Raw genomic sequence first — 20,981 nt, 5'->3', positions numbered from 1 at the left:
CGTCTCCCGCCCTCCGTCGGTTCCCTCAGCGACGCGGCTCCCAGCGGAACCGCCTCCGTACAGCAAACACCGAGACGAGAGTCCAGGCCACGACGACCGCGAGCTGTCCGAAGATCTCGCCCGCGCCCGCGCCGCCGGTCCAGCCGCTTCTGATCAGACCGATCACCGGTGTGAGCGGCAGGAGTTCGCAGACGGAGGCGACGCTCTCCGGCATCACGTCGAGTGGCACGACCATGCCGGAGCCCGCCATGGAAACCAGCATCAGCGGCATGACGGAGATCTGGGCGCCCTCGGCGGATCTGGTGAACGCCGCCGTCGCTGCGGCGAGCGTGCAGCTCGTCACCACACCGAGCAGGACGCCGGCGAGGGCGAGCCACACGGTGCGCGGCGCCGGGATGTCCATCGCGAGCGTGCAGCCCACGGCGAGGACGACGCACTGGGCCAGCCCGATCGCCACCGCGGGAAGGGAGGCGCCCGCCAGGATCTCGGTGTCACGCAGCTCGCCGGTGCGCAGCCGCTTGAGCACAAGCTCCTCACGCCGTACGACGAAGACCCCGACGAGCGTCGAATAGACGGCGAAGAGGAGGGAATAGCCGAGCGCGCCGGGCAGGAGCACGGTTCCGACCGACAGGCCGGTGTCCTTCAGCTCCATCTCCCGCACCGCGGACGACATCGCGAAGGTCAGCATCGCGGGCAGCACGAGCGCCGTGAACAGGGTGGCCTTGTTGCGGCCGAGCAGGGCGAGCTCGGCGCGGGCGAGCGCCGCCATCCGGGCGCCGGCGGTCGTCGTCGCGGCCCGTGCGGGCTCCGCGGCGGTGGTGTGCCGGATCGTGTCCGCGGTGCTCATCGGGTGATCTCCTGGTCCTTCGCGATGTGCAGGAACGCCTCTTCGAGGGAGGCGGAACGGACGCTCAGGCCGCGCAGCTCGATCCCCTGCTCCCGGGCCCACAGCAGCAGTTCGGTGGCTGCTCGCTGGAGTTCGAAGGTGCGCAGCCGGATCGTCCGGCCGGCGGTCTCGTGGCTGCTGATCCCGAGCGGTGCCAGTGGCGGCAGATCGCCGGCGAGGAAGCCGTCGGGCAGCTCGAAGGAGATGTGCGAGGGCTGCGCCGCGACCACTTCGCCGACGCGGCCCTCGGCCGCGATCCGCCCCTCGTGCATGATCGCCAGCCGGTCGGCGAGGCCCTCCGCCTCCTCCAGGTAGTGCGTGGTCAGCAGGACGGTGGTGCCGTTGTCGCGCAGGGAACGCACCAGTTCCCACGTCTCACGGCGGCCTTCGGCGTCCAGCCCGGTCGTCGGCTCGTCGAGGAAGAGCACCTCCGGGCGTCCGAGGAGCGCCAGCGCCAGGTCGAGTCGGCGCTTCTCGCCGCCGGACAGCTGCTTCACCCGTACGTCCGCCCGCCGGGTGAGGCCCACGGTCTCCAGGGCTTCGCCGACGGGACGTGCTCCGCTGGTGCACCCCGCCCACATGCGGGTGGTCTCCGCGACGGTCAGCTCGGCCGGGAAGCCGCCCTCCTGCAGCATCACCCCGATGCGGGGCCGGACCACGGCGCGTTCGCGGTACGGGTCACGGCCGAGGACCCGCACGGAGCCGCCGTCGGGGCGGGCGAGTCCCTCCAGCAGTTCGACGGTGGAGGTCTTGCCCGCGCCGTTCGTGCCCAGCAGCGCGAAGACTTCGCCGCGGGCGGCTCGGAGGGTGATACCGGTCACGGCCTCGAAGCCGCCGGCGTAGGTGCGCCGCAGGTCCTGGGCCTCGATCACGTAGTCGTCGTCGGTCATGCCTCAAGGCTTCCGCCGGCGAAAGGGCGTGGGCAGTGCGCGGTGTCATCGCCTCCGATGACAAATGTCATGGGAGGCGCCGGGGCCGGGGAACGACGAAGGCCCCGGTCGTATCGACCAGGGCCTTCGATCTTGAGCGGACGACGAGATTCGAACTCGCGACCCTCACCTTGGCAAGGTGATGCTCTACCAACTGAGCCACGTCCGCATTGCTGCCGCTCAGCTCTCACTGGGCGGTGCGAACACCACTGTACCTGATCCACATCGGTGGACGGTATGAGCGATGCAGAGCGGGTGACAGGAATTGCACACTGCGCCTTCCCCCTGGAAGGGGGATGTTCTACTACTGAACTACACCCGCACGCTGCTCGGGGCGGCCTTTCGGCTTGCCCTTCGGCGTGCTCCAGACTGTAGCCGATCACCGGGGGTGCAGTGCAACTCCGTTCGGCCCCGGCGTGGCCCGGCGTGGCTCAACTGGCTTCGCGGAACGCCTCGTAGACGCGCTTGGGGATGCGGCCGCGGGCCGGCACGGCCATCTTGTTGGACTGGGCCCATGCCCGGACCGCCGCCGGTGCGGGTTCCACCGAGGTGTGCCGGTAGGTGACGGCGCGGGGCCTCTCGCGACCGTCGCGCCTGCCGCCGGTCACCTGCCGCCGGCCGGCCGCCATGTACGGCGCCAGCGCCTTGCGCAGTTTCTTTGCATTCGAGGGATTGAGGTCGATCTCGTACGACTTACCGTCGAGACCGAACTCGACCGTTTCCGCCGCTTCACCGCCGTCGATGTCGTCGGAGAGCGTGACCACCACTCGCTGAGCCACGGATATCGGTCCTTTCCCTGCGGTATCACCGGTTACGGAGCAGCTTCTGGCGTGCGGTGATACCGGCTATTCGGCTGTCGAGGGGCAATGCTGCTTTCCTCTGTATTCCTTTGTACAGCGGTCGGTGGCGCATTGTGAAGCCCTGGCAATTACCTCCGCGTGTCCTTCGCATTGAGGTCCGGGATTCCAATCGCTGTTTTTGCTGGGCGGCGTCCGCATATCTACCCGCGTAGATTCTCCAGCCGGGTACGCTGAGGGAACCGCCCTCGCAACACACCACCGGGAGTGCCCGTGGCTCGCGTCGTAGTCGACGTCATGCTCAAGCCCGAGATCCTCGACCCCCAGGGACAGGCGGTGCAGCGTGCACTGCCGCGTCTGGGATTCGCCGGGATCGCGGACGTACGTCAGGGAAAGCGCTTCGAACTGGAGGTGGACGGGCCGGTCGACGAGGCCGCCCTCGCCCGCATCCATGAGATGGCCGAAACGTTCCTCGCCAACACCGTGATCGAGGACTTCGTCGTGAAGGTGGAGTCGTGACCTCGCGTATCGGAGTCGTCACCTTCCCCGGAACACTCGACGACCGGGACGCTCTGCGCGCCGCCCGGCTCGCCGGTGCGGAGCCCGTTGCGCTGTGGCACCGCGACAAGGACCTGAAGCAGGTCGACGCGGTCGTCCTCGCGGGTGGTTTCTCGTACGGCGACTATCTGCGCGCCGGAGCGATCTCCCGGTTCTCGCCGGTGATGGAGACGGTCATCGAGCAGGCGAAGGCCGGTATGCCGGTCCTCGGTATCTGCAACGGCTTCCAGATCCTCACCGAGTCGCATCTGCTGCCGGGCGCGATGCTGCGCAACAACCACCTCCACTTCATCTGCCGTGACCAGAAGCTGCGGGTGGAGAACGCGGACACGGCGTGGACGGCCGACTACGCGCCGGGCCAGGAGATCTCCGTACCGCTGAAGAACATCGACGGCCGTTACGTCGCCGACGAGCACACGCTCGACGAGCTGGAGGCGGAGGGCCGCGTCGCCTTCCGCTACCTCGACGGCAACCCGAACGGTTCGCTGCGCGACATCGCCGGCATCACCAACGCCGCGGGCAACGTGGTCGGCCTGATGCCGCACCCCGAGCACGCGGTGGAGCCGCTGGTCGGCACGGGCCGTACCGACGGGCTCGGATTCTTCACCTCGATTTTGAAGAAGTTGGTCAGCGCATGAGCCTCGACACCGTCAAGCACGCGGGCGGGACCCCGGACGCCGAGCAGCCCTGGAAGGAGCTCGGTCTCAAGGAGGACGAGTACGCGCGCATCCGCGAGATCCTGGGCCGCCGTCCCACCGGCGCCGAGCTCGCGATGTACAGCGTCATGTGGTCCGAGCACTGCTCCTACAAGAGCAGCAAGGTCCACCTGAAGCAGTTCGGCGAGAAGGTCCCCGCCAACGACGCCATGCTCGTCGGCATCGGGGAGAACGCGGGCGTCGTCGACGTCGGGCAGGGCTACGCGGTCACCTTCAAGGTGGAGTCGCACAACCACCCCTCGTACATCGAGCCCTACCAGGGCGCGGCCACCGGCGTGGGCGGCATCGTCCGCGACATCCTCGCGATGGGCGCCCGCCCGGTCGCCGTGGTGGACCCGCTGCGCTTCGGCGCGGCCGACCACCCCGACACGAAGCGCGTGCTGCCCGGCGTCGTCGCCGGCATCGGCGGCTACGGCAACTGCCTCGGCCTGCCGAACATCGGCGGCGAGGTCGTCTTCGACTCCTGCTACCAGGGCAACCCGCTGGTCAACGCCGGCTGCATCGGCGTGATGAGGCACGAGGACATCCACCTCGCGAAGGCGTCCGGCCCCGGCAACAAGGTCATCCTGTACGGCGCCCGCACCGGCGGCGACGGCATCGGCGGCGTCTCGGTCCTCGCGTCCGAGACGTTCGAGGCGACCGGTCCGGCCAAGCGGCCCGCCGTGCAGGTCGGCGACCCGTTCCAGGAGAAGCTCCTGATCGAGTGCACCCTCGAGATCTTCAAGGAGAAGCTCGTCGCGGGCATCCAGGACCTCGGCGGCGCGGGTCTGTCCTGCGCCACCTCCGAGCTGGCGAGCGCCGGCTCCGGCGGTATGCGCGTCGAGCTGGACACCGTGCCGCTGCGCGACGCGACGCTCTCGCCGGAGGAGATCCTCATGAGCGAGTCGCAGGAGCGCATGTGCGCGATCGTCGAGCCCGACAAGGTCGAGCGCTTCCTGGAGATCTGCGAGAAGTGGGACGTCATCGCCACCGTCATCGGTGAGGTGACCGAGGGCGAGCGCCTGGAGATCTTCTGGCACGGCGAGCAGATCGTCGACGTACCCCCGCGTACGGTCGCGCACGAGGGTCCGGTGTACCACCGTCCGTACGCCCGCCCGTCCTGGCAGGACGCGCTCCAGGCCGACGACGCGAACAAGCTGGCCCGTCCGGCAGACGCCGACGAGCTGCGCGAGCAGGTCCTCAAGCTGGTCGCCTCCCCGAACCAGGCGTCCAAGGCGTGGATCACCGACCAGTACGACCGCTTCGTTCAGGGCAACACCGTGCTCGCCCAGCCCGAGGACGCCGGCATGGTCCGGATCGACGAGGAGTCGAACCTGGGTGTGGCCATGGCGACCGACGGCAACGGCCGGTACGCCAAGCTCGACCCGTACGCGGGTGCGCAGCTCGCGCTGGCGGAGGCGTACCGCAACGTCGCGGCCTCCGGTGCGAAGCCGCTCGCGATCTCGGACTGCCTGAACTTCGGCTCGCCGGAGGACCCGGACGTCATGTGGCAGTTCGCCGAGGCCACCCGCGGTCTCGCGGACGGCTGCCTCCAACTCGGCACGCCGGTCACCGGCGGCAACGTCTCGCTCTACAACCAGACTGGCGAGACCGCGATCCACCCGACGCCGGTCGTGGCCGTGCTGGGCGTGATCGACGACGTCAACCGCCGCACGCCGATCGCGTTCGCCGAAGAGGGACAGCTGCTCTACCTGCTCGGTGACACCCGCGAGGAGTTCGGCGGTTCGGCCTGGTCCCAGGTCGTCCACGACCACCTCGGCGGGCTGCCGCCGAAGGTCGACCTCGACCGGGAGAAGCTGCTGGGCGAGATCCTGATCTCGGCCTCCCGCGACGGCATGATCGACGCGGCGCACGACCTGTCCGACGGCGGCCTGATCCAGGCCGTGGTCGAGTCCTGCCTCCGCGGCGGCAAGGGCGCGCGCCTGGTCGTCCCGGACGGCCTGGACGCCTTCACCCTCCTGCTGAGCGAGTCGGCCGGCCGCGCGGTCGTCGCCGTCCCGCGCAGCGAGGAACTCCGTTTCACCGACATGTGCGGCGCGCGCGGTCTGCCCGCGACCCGTATCGGTGTCGTCGACGGCGAGGCGGTGGAGGTGCAGGGCGAGTTCAGCATCCCGCTGAGCGAGCTCCGTACGGCACACGAGGAGACGATCCCGGGTCTGCTCGTCTGACAGGGCTCGTGCGACGGGCCCGTCTGACAGGGCCCGTCTGACAGGGCTCGTGAGGCAGGACGCGTCCTGCGGAGTCCGTCGGCACAGCTCGCCCGACATCCATTGAGGAAGCCCCCGTTCCGGTCCGCCGGAGCGGGGGCTTCTGCGTATGTCGCTTGCACGAGATTACGTAGTTACGTAATCTCGCCTCATGGATCTGGAGCAGCGCGTCGCCGAACTCGAGCGGCGGATGGCGGCGCTCGAAGGCGCCTCACCGGCCACCACGGGTGCAGCCGAAGGCGATTTCTGGGCACTGGAAGGTCTGAAGCAGCAACTCGCCCAGGCGGGCGAGGCGGCGGCGGACGGCGGCGTGCTGTTCACCGGAGCCGTACGCCTGCCCACGCAGGAGCGGTACGAGTGGCAGTACGGGGTGCGCACTGCCGACCTGCTGGACGAGGAGGCCGGTGACCGTGCGCGGGCCGCGGAGTCACTGGCCGCCCTCGGCAGCGCCGTCCGGCTGCGCCTGCTGCGCGAGATCCTCGGCGGCCGCCGCACCGCCGCCGAGCTGGCCGAGCTCGAAGGGCTCGGCACCACCGGCCAGATCTACCACCACCTGCGCCAGCTGACCGGTGCGGGCTGGCTCCACATGACGGGGCGCGGCCGCTACGAGGTGCCCGGGGCCCGAGTGGTCCCACTGCTCGTGGTGCTGACCGCCGCGTGCCCGTGACACGACAAGGGGGACCGGGAATGCCCGTCGGCAAACTGTTCAGGAGGGTCTACCGGCTGAGCTGGGTGGCGTTCTTCGTGCTCGTCCTGCTCGAGGTCACCGTCGGCCTCCCGTTCGCGATGTACTGGGTCTGGCTTCCCGCGCTGATCTCGCTCGCGATACTCGTGGGCGCCTCCGCCCGGGCCCGGCGCGTGCAGCGCCGGGACCCGCGCGACCCCGTCGAGACCGAGCCCCCCGTCCGCGGCCGCTGGGCGGCGCTGAACAGCCCGGCCGAGCGGACGCCGAGCCACGGCACCCACGGCTACGGGCAGACGTACGCCATCGACGTCCTGGCCGAGCCGGCGGAGGGCGGCCGGCCGGGGTTCCGGGCCCTGTGGCCGCTCGTGCGCCGCAACCGGGACTTTCCCGCCTTCGGCGAACCGCTGTACGCGGTCGCGGACGCCACGGTCGTGCACACCGAGGACCGCCAGCGCGACCACCTCAGCCGCAACTCCCTGCCCGCGGTGCTCTATCTGATGCTGGTCGAGGCGTCGCTCCGGGACATCGCCGGGGTGCGCAAGGTCTTCGGCAACCACGTCGTCCTCGACCTCGGCGACGGAGTGTACGCCGCGTACGGCCATCTGCAACGGGGCTCCGTGACCGTCCGTCCCGGCGACCGGGTGCGGGCGGGCCGGCAGATCGCCAGGTGCGGGAACTCGGGCAACTCCACCGAAGCGCACCTGCACTTCCAGCTGATGGACGGCCCGGACCCCGACACGGCGGTCGGGATCCCGTTCCGCTGGCGCGGGATCGGAGTCCCGGCGAACGGCGAGGCGTTCGTCGTCGAGAAACCCGCGCCCGACGGCATGCGCACCCCGTAGGGTCGGCTCATGCCACCGGCCAGGAAGCGTCTTCGCGCCTACGATCCCGACATCACCCGCGCCGCCGTCCTCGCCCAGTTCGGGCAGGTGCGGCAGGCGGTGGGCACGCTCACCGAGGAGCAGTTCGCGCTGCCGACGCGGCTCGGTGACTGGACCGTGCGGGAGCTCGCCGCGCACATCGCGATGGTCTCCGGGCTCGTCGCGCGGTATCTGCGGCTGCCGGAGCCCGGCCACCGGGACCTGGCGCTGCTCGACTGGCCCTTCGCGACGGTCACGGCGGCCGGGCAGGTGGACGAGGACACCAGGGCGTTCGCCGACGGCGGCTCCGTCGCCGAGCTGTACGACCGTACGGCCGCGGACCTGGAGGAGCTGCTGCCGGACGCGTCCGCGGAGCGGCTCGTACCGATGCGGTTCGGCGGCATGCGGCTCGGGGATTTCATGGTCACCCGTACCGTCGAGCTGATCGTCCACACCGACGACCTGAACGACGCGACCGGGCTGGGCGTCCCGTACGACCGCCGGGCGCTGGCCGCGTGCTCCCGGCTGCTCGCCGACGCGCTGGCGGTCAAGGCGCCGGGCGCGTCGACGGAGGTGCGGGTCCCGCCGTTCGCGGTCGTGCAGTGCGTCGAGGGCCCCCGGCACACCCGGGGCACCCCGCCCAACGTCGTGGAGGCCGATCCGCTGACCTGGATCCGCCTGGCCACCGGCCGTACGGGATGGCGGGACGCGCTCGAGGCGGCGAAGGTCACCGCGAGCGGGGAGCGTGCCGACCTCGGGGCGCTGCTGCCGATCCTGGGCTGAGCGGCGCGTCCCGCCGCACGCGGAGCCATGCGCGCCCGCACGCCGAAGCCGTGCGGGCAGGGGCTGAGCGGCGCACCCCCGCCGCACGTCGAGCCGTGCGGGCGCGGCGCACGCTGAGCCGTACGGGTGAGACGACGGAACCGGCGTACAGGTCGCTCCGTCCCACCGGTATGCGCACCCAGCTGAGCATCCCAGTCACCGCCCTGGCCGTCATCGCGCTCGCCGCCTGCGGCGCGGAGTCCGGTCCGGGGTCCGGTTCCGGCGGCGGGACCGTGCAGCCTGACGTGCCCGTGGCCGGCGTCCACTGGACCGTCGACAGCCTCACCGTCGACGGCACGAGGACCGAGGCGCCGGACGGCGCACACGTCGAGATCACCGACAAGGGCAGGGCCCGGGGCAACTACGGGTGCAACCACTTCGGTGCGGATGTGTCGGTGGAGGGCGACACGGTCACCGTGCGGCCCGCCGAGATGACCGAGATGGCCTGCGGGGAGAAGGTCCAGAACTTCGAGGACGCGCTGCGGGCCGCACTCACCGGCCGGCTCAAGGCGGAGCTGACCGACGGCAGGCTGATCCTCACGACGGAGAAGGGCGACTCCATCGCCCTCACCTCGCAGCAGCCCGCGCCGCTGGTGGGCACCAAGTGGGTGGTGAACGGCCTGGTCCTGGGAGACACGGCGGCGTCGCTGCCCGCCGGCGCGCAGGACAAGGCGTATCTGACCTTCGGAAAGGACGGCTCCGTCCGCGGCAGCCTCGGCTGCAACCGCTTCACCGGCACCGCCGAGATCTCCGAGGACTCGATCGCCTTCGGCCGGCTCGCCTCCACCAGGAAGCTGTGCGACGGCCCCGAGATGGACGTCGAGCGCAAGCTCGTCAAGGTCCTCGAAGGGACGGCGACGTACGAGCTGAACCACCGCTCCCTGACCCTCACCGGGCCGGACGGCGAAGGCATCGCCGCGGTCGCCGCGGAGATCCCCGGCGAGAAGTGAGCGTGTGAACTAGCACACTCCCACGCCGGTCGACCAAGGCGCCGCGCTCCGACCGGGGCGGGGCCGGTTTGACGGAGGGTGATCAAGTCGATGCGGCCGGGCCGGGGTGCCGAAGCCCTGGCCCGCGCGGGATACGAGCCGTCGTCTTGGATCGTGGACGGGGCGCTGGACGCACTTTCCGGACGTCCGAGGAGGTCGCGCACACCTCGGCAGGCACCGGCGATCGTGCCCGAGGCGTGCCCCGCGCGCCTTGAGGGCCCGGTCCGACGGCGTCCCCAATTCGGACCAGTGGTCGATCTCGCCTACACTCGGTGGCGTGCCACGTGGTGACGGACGACTCAACCACGACCTGCTCCCCGGTGAGAAGGGCCCCCAGGACGCCTGCGGCGTCTTCGGTGTCTGGGCTCCGGGAGAAGAGGTCGCGAAGCTCACTTACTTCGGGCTCTACGCCCTCCAACATCGAGGCCAGGAATCCGCGGGAATCGCGGTGAGCAACGGCTCCCAGATCCTCGTCTTCAAGGACATGGGCCTGGTCTCGCAGGTCTTCGACGAAACCTCCCTCGGTTCCCTCAAGGGTCATATCGCGGTCGGTCACGCCCGCTACTCGACCACGGGCGCCTCGGTGTGGGAGAACGCGCAGCCGACCTTCCGGGCCACCGCCCACGGCTCCATCGCGCTCGGCCACAACGGAAACCTGGTCAACACGGCGCAGCTCGCCGAGATGGTCGCCGAACTCCCCAAGGAGGACGGCCGGGCCACCCAGGTCGCCGCGACCAACGACACCGATCTGATCACCGCGCTGCTCGCCGGCCAGGTCGACGACGACGGCAAGCCGCTGACCGTCGAGGAGGCGGCCGCCAAGGTCCTCCCCGATGTGCGGGGAGCCTTCTCGCTCGTCTTCATGGACGAGGGCACTCTCTACGCGGCCCGTGACCCCCAGGGCATCCGCCCGCTGGTCCTCGGCCGCCTCGAGCGCGGCTGGGTCGTCGCGTCCGAGACCGCCGCCCTCGACATCTGCGGCGCCAGCTTCGTCCGTGAGATCGAGCTCGGCGAGCTCATCGCCATCGACGAGAACGGCCTCCGCAGTTCGCGATTCGCAGAAGCGAAGCCCAAGGGCTGTGTCTTCGAGTACGTCTACCTGGCTCGCCCCGACACCGACATCGCCGGCCGGAACGTCTACCTCTCCCGTGTGGAGATGGGCCGCAGACTGGCCAAGGAAGCCCCTGCCGACGCCGACCTGGTCATAGCGACGCCGGAGTCGGGCACGCCGGCGGCCATCGGTTACGCAGAGGCCAGCGGCATCCCCTACGGCTCCGGCCTGGTGAAGAACGCCTATGTGGGCCGCACCTTCATCCAGCCGTCCCAGACCATCCGCCAGCTGGGCATCCGCCTCAAGCTGAACCCGCTCAAGGAAGTCATCCGGGGCAAGCGGCTGGTCGTCGTGGACGACTCGATCGTCCGCGGCAACACCCAGCGGGCCCTGGTCAAGATGCTCCGCGAGGCCGGCGCCGCCGAGGTCCACATCCGGATCTCGTCTCCCCCGGTGAAGTGGCCCTGCTTCTTCGGCATCGACTTCGCGACCCGCGCCGAGCTCATCGCCAACGGCATGACGATCGACGAGATCGGCACCTCGCTGGGCGCCGACTCCCTGGCGTACATCTCCATCGACGGCATGATCGAGGCGACCACCATCGCCAAGCCGAACCTGTGCCGTGCCTGCTTCGACGGCGAGTACCCGATGGAGCTCCCCGACCCCGAGCTGCTCGGCAAGCAGCTCCTGGAGACCGAGCTTGCGGGCGGCTCCGACGCCGCCGACGCGCTCCGTCGCCCGTGATCCCCCTGCAGTACGACACGAAAGTTCTCCAGCATGTCTGCTGAATCTTCCGAGCGTGCTCAGCACGCGGGTACCGGTGCCGGCCACGCGGCAGCGTCCTACAGAACAGCGGGTGTCGACATCGAGGCGGGCGACCGCGCGGTGGAGCTGATGAAGGAGTGGGTGAAGAAGACGCAGCGCCCCGAGGTCGCCGGACTCGGCGGCCTGGGCGGCTTCGCCGGACTCTTCGACGCCTCCGCCCTCAAGCGCTACGAGCGCCCGCTCCTCGCCTCCGCCACCGACGGCGTGGGCACGAAGGTCGACGTCGCCCGCCAGCTGGGCGTGTATGACACGATCGGCCACGACCTGGTGGCCATGGTCATGGACGACATCGTCGTCTGCGGCGCCGAGCCGCTGTTCATGACCGACTACATCTGTGTCGGCAAGGTCCACCCGGAGCGGGTCGCCGGCATCGTCAAGGGCATCGCCGAGGGCTGTGTGCTCGCCGGTACGGCGCTGGTCGGCGGCGAGACCGCGGAGCACCCGGGCCTGCTCGGCCCGGACGACTTCGACGTCGCGGGCGCCGGGACCGGCGTGGTCGAGGCGGACCGGCTGCTGGGCCCGGATCGCATCCGCAAGGGTGACGCGGTCATCGCCATGGCGTCGTCCGGTCTTCACTCCAACGGGTACTCGCTGGTCCGGCACGTGCTGTTCGACCTGGCGAAGATGTCGCTGGAGCAGCAGGTGGAGGAGTTCGGCCGGACCCTCGGCGAGGAACTGCTCGAGCCCACCAAGATCTACTCGCTGGACTGCCTGGCGCTCACCCGGACCACCGAGGTGCACGCGTTCAGCCACATCACCGGCGGCGGCCTCGCCAACAACCTGGCACGTGTCGTACCCGACACGCTGCACGCCGTCGTCGACCGGTCGACCTGGACGCCCGGACCGGTGTTCGAACTCGTCGGCAGAGCCGGTCGGGTCGAGCAGCTGGAACTGGAGAAGACGCTGAACATGGGAGTCGGCATGATGGCCGTCGTCCCGCAGGAGTCCGTCGACGTGGCGCTGACCACACTGGCCGATCGCGGGGTCGACGCCTGGGTCGCCGGCAGCATCGTCGAGCGGACCGGCGCCGAGCACACGGGTGCCGAGCTGACCGGTACATATGCGTCGTAGCAGTCGGAAGGCCGTCGGCGGCGGAACCCGCTCTTTCGGATCGCGCGGGCGAACCCAGCGGGATCCGGAAGACCGGGTCCGGAGCTGACAGCACAGAACCCGGTCCGGGGTCGCCCCAGGACCGGGTCAGTGGCAGTACAGCGTCAAGCGCCGCGGCGTTGTCGCGACGACGGGCCGGACTCGTCGTCCTCGTCCTCGTCGTCGTTGTACAGATCCGCGTACTGTGCGTACGGGTCGTCGTCCTCGTCGTCGTCCTCGAACGGCTCGCCGTTCGGAGGCTGACTCGAAGTCGAAGCGCCCAGCTCGTTGGCCAGACGCGACAGGTCAGTCCCGCCGCTGTTGTACTTCAGCTGGCGGGCGACCTTTGTCTGCTTGGCCTTGGCCCGGCCGCGCCCCATGGCTCGACCCCCTCGGTGACGGGGCTCGACGGCCCCAGAGTCTTGACACGCGTTCATGAGTCGGAACGGGCTCTCCTCGGAGAGACCGGTCCGCAGGGCTTCAACGGTACCTGCTTCCGCGGCCATACGGTACGCCGCCCGCATCCGATGCCCCTTCGCAGGACCGGCGAGGAGCCCTGTCCTCGCTGGTCAGCTGCGATTTTAACCCTTTCGCGACGGTCGACCCGCCGACCGGGGTGAGTCATGTCTCCCCGAGGTCGGAGGGCCGGTGCCCCACGGTCAGCGACCGTGGGCCTCCGCCATGCGCTGCTCGGCGATCCGGTCGGCCGCCGCAGCCGGCGGAATTCCGTCAGTCTTCGCACGTGCGAATATTGCCAGTGTGGTGTCGAAGATCTCCGACGCCTTGGCTTTGCACCGGTCGAAGTCGAACCCGTGCAGTTCGTCGGCGACCTGAATGACACCGCCGGCGTTCACCACGTAGTCGGGGGCGTAGAGGATCCCGCGGTCCGCGAGGTCCTTCTCGACGCCGGGGTGCGCCAGCTGGTTGTTGGCCGCGCCGCAGACGACCTTCGCCGTCAAGGCGGGCACGGTCGCGTCGTTCAGGGCCCCGCCGAGCGCGCAGGGGGCGTAGACGTCCAAACCCTCGGTACGGATCAGGGTGGCCGTGTCGGCGACTGCGGTGACCTGCGGGTGCCGGTCGAGGACCCGGCGCACCGACTCCTCGCGCACGTCGGTGATCACGACCTCCGCGCCGTCGGAGACCAGATGCTCGACCAGGTAGTGGCCGACCTTGCCGACGCCGGCGACGCCCACCCTGCGGCCCCGCAGGGTCGGCTCGCCCCACAGGTGCCGGGCGGAGGCCCGCATGCCCTGGAAGACGCCGTAGGCCGTCAGCACGGAGGAGTCCCCCGCGCCGCCGTTCTCGGGGGACCTGCCGGTGACCCAGCGGCTCGCACGTGCGACGACGTCCATGTCGGCGACGTAGGTACCGACGTCGCAGGCGGTCACGTAGCGGCCGCCGAGGGAGTCCACGAAGCGGCCGTAGGCCAGCAGGAGTTCCTCCGACTTGATCTGCTCGGGATCGCCGATGATCACGGCCTTGCCGCCGCCGTGGTCGAGACCGGCCATGGCGTTCTTGTACGACATCCCCCGCGAGAGGTTCAGCGCGTCGGCGACGGCCTCCTGCTCGGACGTGTACGGGTAGAAGCGGGTGCCGCCGAGGGCCGGTCCCATGGCGGTGGAGTGGATGGCGATGACAGCCTTCAGGCCACTGGCGCGGTCCTGACACAGCACGACTTGCTCGTGGCCCCCTTGTTCCGATCGGAACAGGGTGTGCAGTACGTCGGCATTGACGCCGGTCACATCGGTCACGGTGGTGACTCCCAAGTACGAAGCGGCGGGTGCGGCCCTCCGCGATCACCCCGGTCGCTTGTGGCAGGGGATGGCCGGGAAGGTCCGATTGGGCAAGAGGGTAAGTCCTACGCGTGCGTAGATCCGACCCAGTGCCGGAGATCACCCTCTCGCGGGGTACCGGCGTGGAAGGATCACGGCATGCCAGCGCTGTCCTCGGTCCTCGTCCCTTACGCGGCCTATCTGCGGGTCTACGAGCCGCTGGCGGCCTTCCCCGAGCCGGAGCGCGGCCACTGGGCCCGCTACGCCCGCCGGGACGCCACGCCGACCGCGCAGGACGAACTGCGCCGCTCCCTGGCCGACTTGCTGCCCACCCCGCCCATCCCGGTCCCCGTCCACGAGAGCGCCGACGCGTTCGTGGCCGATGTCGACGGAGTCGTCTGCGTCTGCCCGTGGCGGACCCGGCTGCGCGGCTGGCTGGCCCTCGAGGAGCTCACCCGGCAGCTGCCCGCGCCGTTGCTGGACGCGGCGCTGCCGCCGGTCGTACGAGGGCAGGCGGAGGCGGACTTCGATCAGTGGCGCGCCCGCAACCCGGACGCCCGGCCGTGGATCAGGACGGCCCTCTGGCATGTCCCGGTCGGCTGGTTCACGCTCTTCGCCGACGAGGAGCGGGAGTACGAGGCGGCGGGGCCGGCCGCGCCCGTCCTGCGCTACCGGACGCCGATGGTCCAGGCGCGCCGCCGGGTGGCGCGGGCCCTGCGGACGCTACGGGAGACGATCGACGAGGGTCCGCTGACCGACGCGCTGGTGGACGTGGGCCGCTGGCTGGAGGAGTTCCACCCGCGCTCGCTCGTCGAGCTCGACTACGGCGGGCTGGTGCACGCGCTCTCCGGAGAGCAGTTGGCCAAGGACCGTTCGGCGGCCGATGTGACGGAAGGCATCGCGGCGCTGCGGGCCGGCGACGGCGAGGGGGCGGCGGAGGCGTACGCCCGGCTGACGGAGCGCTGGCGGGTCGTCAGGGACCTTCGGTTCGCGAACTGAAGCCCGACTTCGTTGTCCGGGTCCCGCTGCCTACAGGACGTAGGTCCCGATCCGGGCACTTGCCTCAAGCGTGACGGACTGCACTAACCGCGCCCTTGCGCCCATCACCTACCCTCGTGTCAAAATAGGACAAGGAGTCCGGGGAGGGTTCCTTCCGTCCAAGTAAGGGCGGAATACTCAGCATTGCACTCTATGGGGGGTCTGGCGACTCCTGATCGCTCTGTGACTGATCGTTACTGTGACGTGACTGTCCGTTATGGCATGGTCCATCGGGCTTCGGCCGCTGATGGACACCTGAGAGGGCAATTCCATCGGTTTGGCCGACGTCGCTGGACAGATGGTGTAGTTGTAGTGCCGAGGACAAGCCGTTCGTCCTATAACCGACTCGACCCGCGTCCGCCATTTCGGGCAACGCGGGTCAAGGTGCAGAATTTAGAGGAAAGAACCGAGAAGGTTCGGTTCTCCCGAGGAGGCCGCTCATGACCGCTCGCACCCCTGATGCCGAGCCGCTGCTGACCCCGGCTGAGGTTGCCACCATGTTCCGCGTGGACCCGAAGACGGTCACCCGCTGGGCCAAGGCAGGCAAGCTCACGTCCATCCGCACGCTCGGAGGACATCGCCGGTACCGCGAGGCAGAGGTCCGCGCACTGCTTGCGGGAATCCCGCAGCAGCGCAGCGAGGCCTGAACACACCCCGTTTGACCGGGCGTTTCCGGGGCCCCCACCTCGGATCGCCCACCCCTAGCTCCATGTGACGGTGTCTGCCCCAACAGACCTTGTCATCGATCGCGCTGGACTCCGCCGGGTCCAGCGCGATTTTTGTTGTCCGGGAGGGGTGTGGGGTGTCCGGTGCCGGCACGGGGCTGCCTGGTGCCGTCATGGGGTGCCTTGTGCCGACCTGTGCCGGACCGTCCCTGAAGGGGAGTGCAATGGCACATATTAAATCCGACGGTTGTCGGGAGGGTCTGAGTGCCGTGGTTCTGAAAACCAGTTCGGTGACACCCGTCACACCGCCCGACCCTTGCCAAACTCGAGCCTGTCACGGAAAAGACCCCCACAGAGCGGCCGTTGGTCACTCCTTGGTGGGACCTTTGTCATCGGCTGACGCCGGCTCGTGCGGCGCGTCGCGGGAGGGCTCGGGTGCCGACTGGACGGCTTGCGGTAGGGGCGCCTGCGGTCCGCGGTCCTGAGGTTCGTGCTCAGGGCGCTCCATGGCGAGCCGCAGGAGGCGATGACAGATGGGGCAGGACCTTGTGAGGTGCCGGTAGCCGGAATAGGCCGACAGATGGGCGCGCAGCAGTGCTCTGGTCTCGTACCGCCTTGCCGTGGACGCCGCCATGCACGTCACCTCCGGGTGTGTGCCGTCCCTTAATGACTGGGTACCGGCGGCAGGTGACTCCGTCAAGACGCCCCGGCACGACGAGAGTCCGCCTCGGGCCGGCGCACCACGCGCCACGCACGGCGAAAGGACCGGCGTCGTGTTGCTGCGGGCTTCGGGTGTTTCAGGCGGTCCTGACGGGATCTGCCGTGTCCGATGGCGGCTCCGCCGCGGGCGCGTCCTCCGTGTGGCGGACGGCGAAGGCCCGCATCGTGTTGATGCGGGCCGGTGTGGCATACGGCGAAAGCCCGCATCGTGTTGATGCGGGCTTTCGCTGCTTCACGCGGTCCTGACGGGATTTGAACCCGCGGCCTCCACCTTGACAGGGTGGCGAGCACTCCAAACTGCTCCACAGGACCAGGTTTCGCAGCCGGTGACTGCTCTCTTGGCTGCGGACAAGACTGTACAGCAGGTGCGACCATCAGGTCGAACTCACTCCGGGCGACGGGCCCGTCACGGCGCCAGCGCGTCGATCGCCTTCACGATCCGCTTGTCGGACACCGGGTACGCCGTGCCCAGTGCGTGCGCGAAGTAGCTCACCCGCAGCTCCTCGATCATCCAGCGGATGTCCAGGACCGCCTGCGGCACGGGCCGGCCCTGCGGCATCTGCTCCAGCAGCCAGGCGTACTCGTCCTGCATCTCGTGGACCTTCTGCATGCGCGTGGTGTCGCGCTGGACGGCTGTCGGCATCTGCTGGAGACGGCGGTCCACCGCGATCAGGTAGCGCATCAGGTCCGGCAGCCTGCGCAGCCCGGCGCGGGTCACGAAGCCCGCGGGCACGAGGGCCGCCAGCTGCTCGCGTACGTCCTTGACGTTGTCGATGAGGACCAGGCTGTTCGTGGCCTTCAGACGGCGCTCACACGCCTGCCAGGCCGCCAGGATCTGCTGCACCTGGTCGATCGTGCGCACGGTGAGGTCGACGAGGTCGGCGCGGACCTTGTCGAACAGCTTCCGGAACGACTCCTCGTCCCACGCAGGGCCGCCGTGCTCCGAGATCAGCCGGTCGGCGGCGGCCAGGGCACAGTCCTCGAAGAGGGCCTGGATCGAACCGTGCGGATTGCGGGACAGCGCCAGCTTCTGCTGGTTCGTCAGCTTGTCGGAAGCGAACTTCGCCGGGCTCACCGGGATGTTGAGCATGATCAGGCGGCGGGTGCCCTGCCACATGGCCTGCGCCTGCTCCGCCTCGGTGTCGAAGAGCCGTACGGAGACGGAGGTGCCCTCGTCCACGAGGGCGGGGAACGCCTTGACCGGCTGGCCGGCCCGCCGGGTCTCGAAGACCTTCGCCAGCGTGCCGATCGTCCAGTCCGTGAGGCCGGTGCGCTCCAGGGCCTCCCCGGAGCCCGCAGGGCCCGTCGTGGCGGCCGCGGCGGCCTGGGAGAGCGCCTGACGGGCCTTCGGCTTCAGCTGGAGCCGAAGCGCCTCCAGGTCCTTGTCCTCCGCGAGCTTCTTCCGCCGCTCGTCGACGATCCGGAAGGTGATCTTCAGGTGGTCGGGCACGCGGGAGAGGTCGAAGTCCGCCGCCGAGACCGGCACGCCGACCATCCGCTGGAGCTCGCGCGCGAGTGTCACCGGCAGCGGCTCCTGAAGCGGCACGGCTCTCTCCAGGAACGCCTTCGCGTAGTTCGGCGCGGGCACGTAGTGGCGGCGGATCGGTTTCGGCAGTGCACGGATCAGTTCGGTGACCACGTCCTCCCGCAGGCCGGGGATCTGCCAGTCGAAACCCTCGTCCGTGACCTGGTTCAGCACCTGCAGCGGGATGTGGACGGTGACGCCGTCCGCGTCCGTGCCGGGCTCGAACTGGTACGTCACCCGGAACTTCAGCCGGCCCTGCCGCCAGGAGTCCGGGTAGTCGTCCTTGGTGACCTCGCCCGCCTTCTCGTTGATGAGCATCTCGCGCTCGAAGTCGAGCAGTTCCGGCTGCTCACGACGCTTGTGCTTCCACCAGGAGTCGAAGTGCGCGCCCGATACGACGTGTTCGGGCACCCGCTGGTCGTAGAAGTCGAACAGCGTCTCGTCGTCGACGAGGATGTCGCGCCGGCGGGCCCGGTGCTCCAGCTCCTCGACCTCGGTCAGCAGCCTGCGGTTGTCCGCGAAGAACTTGTGGTGCGTGCGCCAGTCGCCTTCGACCAGCGCGTTGCGGATGAAGAGGTCACGCGAGACCTCCGGGTCGATCCGCCCGTAGTCGACCTTGCGCTGGGCGACGATCGGCACGCCGTACAGCGTCACCTTCTCGTACGCCATCACCGCCGCCGCGTCCTTCTCCCAGTGCGGTTCGCTGTACGTACGCTTCAGCAAATGCTGGGCGAGCGGTTCGATCCACTCCGGTTCGATCTTCGCGTTGACCCTGGCCCACAGGCGGGACGTCTCCACCAGCTCGGCGGACATCACGAACCGCGGCGGCTTCTTGAAGAGGGCGGAGCCGGGGAAGATCGCGAACTTGGCGTTGCGGGCGCCCAGATACTCGTTCTTCGCGCCTTCCTTCACGTCCTTCATCCCGACGTGCGACAGCAGGCCGGCGAGGAGTGAGACGTGCACGGACTGCTCGGGCGCGTCGTCCTCGCCCAGATGGATACCCATCTGCTTGGCCACCGTGCGCAGCTGAGAGTAGATGTCCTGCCACTCACGGATGCGCAGGAAGTTCAGATACTCCTGCTTGCACATCCGGCGGAAGCTGGAGGAGCCGCGCTCCTTCTGCTGCTCGCGGACGTACCGCCAGAGGTTGAGATACGCCAGGAAGTCGGACGTCTCGTCCTTGAACCGGGCGTGCTGCTGGTCGGCCTGGGCCTGCTTCTCGGCGGGGCGCTCTCGCGGGTCCTGGATGGAGAGGGCGGCCGCGATGACCATGACCTCGCGGACGCAGCCGTTCTTGTCGGCCTCGAGAACCATGCGCGCCAGCCGCGGGTCGACCGGGAGCTGGGACAGCTTGCGGCCCATCTCGGTGAGCTTCTTGCGAGGGTCCTTCTGTGCCGGGTCGAACGCGCCCAGTTCCTGGAGGAGCTGCACACCGTCGCGGATGTTGCGGTGGTCCGGCGGGTCGATGAAGGGGAACTTCTCGATGTCGCCGAGACCGGCCGCGGTCATCTGCAGGATGACGGACGCCAGGTTCGTCCGCAGGATCTCCGCGTCCGTGAACTCGGGACGGGCGTTGAAGTCGTCCTCGGAGTAGAGCCGGATGCAGATGCCGTCCGACGTACGGCCGCAGCGGCCCTTGCGCTGGTTGGCGCTGGCCTGGCTGACCGGCTCGATCGGCAGCCGCTGCACCTTGGTGCGGTGGCTGTAGCGGGAGATACGGGCGGTGCCCGGGTCGATCACGTACTTGATACCGGGGACGGTCAGCGACGTCTCCGCGACGTTCGTCGCCAGCACGATCCGGCGGCCGGTGTGCTGCTGGAACACCCGGTGCTGCTCGGCGTGCGAGAGCCGGGCATAGAGGGGGAGCACCTCGGTGAATCTGTACTGCTTCTTGTTGAGCGCGTCCGCCGTGTCGCGGATCTCGCGCTCACCGGAGAGGAAGACGAGGATGTCGCCCTTCCCCTCGCCCATCAGCTCCTCGACGGCGTCCGTGATCGCGGTGATCTGGTCACGGTCGCTGTCGGCTGCTTCCTCGGCGCCCTCCTCCAGCAGCGGCCGGTAGCGCACCTCGACCGGGTACGTACGGCCGCTGACCTCGACGATCGGAGCGTCCCCGAAGTGCTGGGAGAAACGCTCGGGGTCGATCGTCGCCGAGGTGATCACGACCTTGAGGTCGGGGCGTTTCGGCAGCAACTGGGCGAGATAGCCGAGCAGGAAGTCGATGTTCAGCGACCGCTCGTGCGCCTCGTCGATGATGATCGTGTCGTAGGCGCGCAGCTCGCGGTCCGTCTGGATCTCGGCGAGCAGGATGCCGTCCGTCATCAGCTTGACGAGGGTGTCGCCGCTCGCCTGGTCGGTGAAACGGACCTTCCAGCCGACCGCCTCGCCGAGTGGGGTGTTCAGCTCCTCCGCGACCCGCTCCGCGACCGTGCGGGCGGCGATGCGGCGGGGCTGTGTGTGGCCGATCATGCCGCGCACGCCCCGGCCGAGTTCAAGGCAGATCTTCGGGATCTGGGTCGTCTTGCCCGACCCCGTCTCACCTGCGACGATCACGACCTGGTGGTCCCGTATCGCCTCCAGGATCGCGTCCTTCTTCTGGCTGACGGGCAGCTGCTCGGGATACGTGATCCCGGGCACGCGTCCGGCGCGCCGGACGATGCGGGCCGCGGACTTCTCCGCCTCCGCGGCGATCTCGTCCAGCACGGCCTGCCGTGCCTCGGGCTTACGGATGCGGCGGGCGCCTTCGAGACGGCGGCCGAGCCGGTGGGCGTCCCGCAGCGACGCCCCGGCCAGCAGGGTCTGGATCTCGGCAAGGGAAGTAGACATACGGACTCCAGGATCGCACCC

Annotated in this window: 18 protein-coding genes and 3 tRNA genes; 11 read left to right on the top strand and 10 right to left on the bottom strand. The window is 69.5% G+C overall.

Annotation, left to right across the window (positions count from 1 at the left end):
• Window positions 1-25: 25 nt before the first annotated feature.
• The 5 genes from AB0903_RS20625 to AB0903_RS20605 all read right to left on the bottom strand — a co-directional run bounded on the left by AB0903_RS20625 (window position 26) and on the right by AB0903_RS20605 (window position 2,594).
• Window positions 26-847 carry an ABC transporter permease gene (locus tag AB0903_RS20625; protein ID WP_366704757.1) on the bottom strand — a complete coding sequence of 274 codons (822 nt, stop codon included), beginning with the start codon at window positions 845-847 and terminating at the stop codon, window positions 26-28.
• Window positions 844-1,776 carry an ABC transporter ATP-binding protein gene (locus tag AB0903_RS20620; RefSeq protein WP_366704755.1) on the bottom strand — a complete coding sequence of 311 codons (933 nt, stop codon included), beginning with the start codon at window positions 1,774-1,776 and terminating at the stop codon, window positions 844-846. The genes AB0903_RS20625 and AB0903_RS20620 overlap by 4 nt, the downstream gene beginning before the upstream one ends.
• Window positions 1,777-1,911: 135 nt before the next feature.
• Window positions 1,912-1,984, bottom strand: a tRNA-Gly gene (locus AB0903_RS20615).
• 81 nt (window positions 1,985-2,065) lie between these two features.
• Window positions 2,066-2,137, bottom strand: a tRNA-Gly gene (locus AB0903_RS20610).
• Window positions 2,138-2,246: 109 nt separating this feature from the next.
• Window positions 2,247-2,594 (bottom strand): Lsr2 family protein, encoded by a 348-nt coding sequence (locus AB0903_RS20605; protein WP_366704753.1) that lies wholly within the window; start codon window positions 2,592-2,594, stop codon window positions 2,247-2,249.
• Between the two features lie 291 nt (window positions 2,595-2,885).
• Here AB0903_RS20605 and purS point away from each other — a divergent pair, with 291 nt between their 5' ends.
• From purS to purM, 9 genes are all read left to right on the top strand, one after another.
• Window positions 2,886-3,131, top strand: a complete 246-nt coding sequence (gene purS, locus AB0903_RS20600) for a phosphoribosylformylglycinamidine synthase subunit PurS (protein ID WP_356898528.1) — start codon at window positions 2,886-2,888, stop codon at window positions 3,129-3,131.
• Window positions 3,128-3,808 carry a phosphoribosylformylglycinamidine synthase subunit PurQ gene (gene purQ / locus AB0903_RS20595; protein ID WP_366704751.1) on the top strand — a complete coding sequence of 227 codons (681 nt, stop codon included), beginning with the start codon at window positions 3,128-3,130 and terminating at the stop codon, window positions 3,806-3,808. Before purS ends, purQ begins: the two co-directional genes overlap by 4 nt.
• Entirely contained in the window at window positions 3,805-6,054 is a 2,250-nt protein-coding gene (gene purL / locus AB0903_RS20590; RefSeq protein ID WP_366704749.1) for a phosphoribosylformylglycinamidine synthase subunit PurL, read from the top strand. Before purQ ends, purL begins: the two co-directional genes overlap by 4 nt.
• Window positions 6,055-6,244: 190 nt before the next feature.
• Window positions 6,245-6,760 carry a winged helix-turn-helix domain-containing protein gene (locus AB0903_RS20585; RefSeq protein ID WP_366704747.1) on the top strand — a complete coding sequence of 172 codons (516 nt, stop codon included), beginning with the start codon at window positions 6,245-6,247 and terminating at the stop codon, window positions 6,758-6,760.
• Between the two features lie 20 nt (window positions 6,761-6,780).
• Window positions 6,781-7,620, top strand: coding sequence for a M23 family metallopeptidase (locus AB0903_RS20580; RefSeq protein ID WP_366704745.1), 840 nt, complete (start codon window positions 6,781-6,783; stop codon window positions 7,618-7,620).
• A gap of 9 nt (window positions 7,621-7,629) precedes the next feature.
• A complete protein-coding gene (locus AB0903_RS20575; protein WP_366704743.1) occupies window positions 7,630-8,421 on the top strand; it encodes a sterol carrier family protein in 792 nt (263 codons plus the stop codon).
• Window positions 8,422-8,591: 170 nt separating this feature from the next.
• The gene (locus AB0903_RS20570) at window positions 8,592-9,410 is read left to right on the top strand and encodes an META domain-containing protein (protein ID WP_366704741.1); all 819 of its coding nucleotides are present in this window, start codon (window positions 8,592-8,594) and stop codon (window positions 9,408-9,410) included.
• A gap of 316 nt (window positions 9,411-9,726) precedes the next feature.
• Window positions 9,727-11,244 (top strand): amidophosphoribosyltransferase, encoded by a 1,518-nt coding sequence (purF, locus tag AB0903_RS20565; protein ID WP_366704739.1) that lies wholly within the window; start codon window positions 9,727-9,729, stop codon window positions 11,242-11,244.
• A 33-nt stretch (window positions 11,245-11,277) separates the two neighbouring features.
• A complete protein-coding gene (gene purM / locus AB0903_RS20560) occupies window positions 11,278-12,396 on the top strand; it encodes a phosphoribosylformylglycinamidine cyclo-ligase (protein WP_366704737.1) in 1,119 nt (372 codons plus the stop codon).
• Window positions 12,397-12,539: 143 nt separating this feature from the next.
• Here the strand turns inward: purM and AB0903_RS20555 are convergent, their stop codons facing one another.
• Both AB0903_RS20555 and AB0903_RS20550 read right to left on the bottom strand, forming a co-directional pair.
• Window positions 12,540-12,794, bottom strand: coding sequence for a DUF3073 domain-containing protein (locus tag AB0903_RS20555; protein WP_366704735.1), 255 nt, complete (start codon window positions 12,792-12,794; stop codon window positions 12,540-12,542).
• 279 nt (window positions 12,795-13,073) lie between these two features.
• On the bottom strand, window positions 13,074-14,165 hold the full coding sequence (locus AB0903_RS20550) for a Glu/Leu/Phe/Val dehydrogenase dimerization domain-containing protein (RefSeq protein ID WP_366704733.1): 1,092 nt from the start codon (window positions 14,163-14,165) through the stop codon (window positions 13,074-13,076).
• 180 nt (window positions 14,166-14,345) lie between these two features.
• On the opposite strand from AB0903_RS20550, the gene AB0903_RS20545 reads away from it, so the two are divergent.
• Window positions 14,346-15,185, top strand: a complete 840-nt coding sequence (locus AB0903_RS20545) for a hypothetical protein (protein ID WP_366704731.1) — start codon at window positions 14,346-14,348, stop codon at window positions 15,183-15,185.
• A gap of 479 nt (window positions 15,186-15,664) precedes the next feature.
• Window positions 15,665-15,871, top strand: a complete 207-nt coding sequence (gene bldC / locus AB0903_RS20540) for a developmental transcriptional regulator BldC (RefSeq protein ID WP_003949541.1) — start codon at window positions 15,665-15,667, stop codon at window positions 15,869-15,871.
• 385 nt (window positions 15,872-16,256) lie between these two features.
• Here the strand turns inward: bldC and AB0903_RS20535 are convergent, their stop codons facing one another.
• The 3 genes from AB0903_RS20535 to hrpA form a co-directional block, all read right to left on the bottom strand.
• A complete protein-coding gene (locus tag AB0903_RS20535) occupies window positions 16,257-16,523 on the bottom strand; it encodes a DUF6274 family protein (protein ID WP_366704729.1) in 267 nt (88 codons plus the stop codon).
• A 323-nt stretch (window positions 16,524-16,846) separates the two neighbouring features.
• A tRNA-Asp gene (locus AB0903_RS20530) sits at window positions 16,847-16,921 on the bottom strand.
• A gap of 94 nt (window positions 16,922-17,015) precedes the next feature.
• Window positions 17,016-20,960, bottom strand: coding sequence for an ATP-dependent RNA helicase HrpA (hrpA, locus tag AB0903_RS20525; RefSeq protein WP_366704727.1), 3,945 nt, complete (start codon window positions 20,958-20,960; stop codon window positions 17,016-17,018).
• Window positions 20,961-20,981 lie beyond the last annotated feature (21 nt).

Source organism: Streptomyces sp. NPDC048389 (assembly GCF_040706335.1).
Taxonomy (GTDB): Bacteria; Actinomycetota; Actinomycetes; order Streptomycetales; family Streptomycetaceae; genus Streptomyces.
Note: the sequence above shows the minus strand (reverse complement) of the source record. Positions and strands in the feature narration are given on the sequence as shown.